At 62.9% G+C, this 2187-nt stretch carries 2 protein-coding genes; one reads left to right on the plus strand and one right to left on the minus strand.

The genetic code is table 11. The features are described 5' to 3' along the window. Positions 1 to 152 precede the first annotated feature (152 nt). Positions 153 to 974, minus strand: coding sequence for a phytanoyl-CoA dioxygenase family protein (locus EN939_RS31185; protein WP_127270339.1), 822 nt, complete (start codon positions 972 to 974; stop codon positions 153 to 155). 89 nt (positions 975 to 1063) lie between these two features. Here EN939_RS31185 and EN939_RS31190 point away from each other — a divergent pair, with 89 nt between their 5' ends. After that, a complete protein-coding gene (locus tag EN939_RS31190; RefSeq protein ID WP_127270340.1) occupies positions 1064 to 1975 on the plus strand; it encodes a LysR family transcriptional regulator in 912 nt (303 codons plus the stop codon). The last annotated feature ends 212 nt before the right edge of the window (positions 1976 to 2187 follow it).

A 2187-nucleotide genomic window follows, 5' to 3' on the forward strand; every position in this document is an offset into this window, starting at 1 on the left:
CCTCTTGATGCCGACTATCCGTTAGAGCACCCGCTATTGCTCTCTGGGCGACGGGTCAAGGCATCCGGGCGCATTGATGGGAATTGCGCACGGGAACGTTACCCCAGCCGAAAATCGGCGGCGCACATCGGCGTCGATTTTCTGGCCTCGCTTCAGCCCTGGTAGACCACCGGAAACCAGTCCTCGCGCAGCCTCTCGCCCGGCTGCATGCCGTGGCCATGATAGGGCGGCGAGGTGCGGCCCGGCCGCTCGACATAGCGCGCATCGTCACCCACCCAGCGCAGCGACAGCGCCCGGCGCCGCGCCGCGGTCAGGTTGCCGCGCGCGCCATGCGCGGTCCTGAAGTCGAACAGGATGGCGTCGCCCGGCTCCATTTCCCATTCGAGCACCTTCATCGACGGATCCTTGTCGGGATCTGGCACCGGCAGATAGTCGCCCTCGCCGGCATAGAAATTGCTGTCGTCGAGCCAGCGCACCGGCAGGATCATCTTGTCCCATTTGTGCGAGCCGGCGATCAGGCGCAGCGTCGCTTCCTTCACCGGGTCGATGGGGATCCAGAAGCTCACCGTCTGTTGGCCATCGACGAAATAGTAGGGGATGTCCTGATGCCAGGGCGTCGGCTTCTGCGTGCCGGGTTCCTTGACCAGCACATGATCGTGGAAGAACTGCGCGGTGCGCGACTGCATCACCGCTGCCGCCAGTTCGGCGGCGGGCGAACCCCGCACCACGCTGACGAATTCGGGAATGCGCTCCCAGTTGCAGTAGTCGTCGAAGAAACTGCCGCGACCGTTGGCGATGTCGGATGCGGTGGCGCTGCGGTTCTGGATGTTGCGCTCGATGCCGGCGGCGATCGTGTCGACCCAGCCCTTGAAGGCGCCGCGAATGCAGACAGCGCCGTCGCGCTGATAGTCGGCGATCGTCTTTGCATCGATGGTTTGGGCGTCGATTGTCTGGGTGTCGGTTGCGGAAGCCATGGCGTTCTCCTCTTGGAATGAACCGACTATCGCAACCCTCGTTCATTCAGTAAAATAATAACTTTCCATTTGATACATAGGACTATCCTATGAATGTGACCCTCACCCAATTGCGTTATCTTGTTGCCGTGGCGCGTCACGGCAGCGTCACCGGAGCGGCAAAGATGCTGAACGTTTCGCAGCCGTCGATCTCGGTGGCCATTGACGCGGTCGAAAAGAATTTCGGCCAGAAGCTGTTCGTCCGCCAGCGCGGAAGCGGCGTGTCGCCGACATCGTTCGGCCGCGCCGTCGTGGCCAAGGCAAGGCAGGTTCTCACCGAAACGGAAGAACTCGTCGGCCTGGGTTCAAGCAAATCGGCTGTCAGCGGTGAGTTGGTGCTGGGATGCTTCGAGGATTTGGCGCCTTTCTTCGCGCCGGCTTTGATCCGCGCCTTCTCCGAACGCTATCCGGCCGTCAAAATCGTCGTTCGCGACGAGACGTTCGAGACTCTGGGACGACGGCTGGGAGATGCGGCCATCGATCTCGGCCTGACTTATGATCTCAGCCTGCCGACGCATTTCGCCCGCATCCTGCTGCGCGAACTTCGTCCACACGCGCTGTTGCCGGCAGGCCATGCCCTGGCGGACCGCCCAACGGTCAGCCTTGCCGATCTGGCCGCCTATCCGCTGATCACGACGGATCAGCCGCACAGTTGGCAGCACATGCTCGACCTGTTCCGCAGCCGCGGCCTCTCGCCGGTGGCCGATACGACGACAAGCTCGTTCGAACTGCAGCGTAGCATGGTCGCCAACGGCTTCGGCGTCGCGGTCAGCTATACCCGCCCGCACGGCGACCGCAGCTATGACGGCCTGCCGCTTATCTGCAAGCCGCTGTCCGATCCGCTGCCCATGCAGCGGATCCTGCTGACCTATGACACGCATCAGCGTGTGTCGAATGCAGCGCTGGCCTTCGTCGAGGTGGCCAGGGACTGGTTCGCCACCCGCGACATCTTTGCCTCGTGAAAGGCTGACAGGCGCCGCGTCTCCGCTTGCCGCTTGACGGTTTCTGCCGCTGCTGCCACTCCATGGACATGGAAAATATCCAGTCGAAAGCGGCCCAGGGCCGTGTCGCCGATGCGCCGAACGGCCATTGGGTCTACCGCGTGCTGCCGCGCTCGATATGGCCCTATGCGCAGCTTGCTCGATCGGCCTGTCCCATCGAGCAAGCTGCGCAT

It is taken from the genome of Mesorhizobium sp. M7A.F.Ca.CA.002.05.1.1, from assembly GCF_003998335.1.
GTDB lineage: Bacteria > Pseudomonadota > Alphaproteobacteria > Rhizobiales > Rhizobiaceae > Mesorhizobium.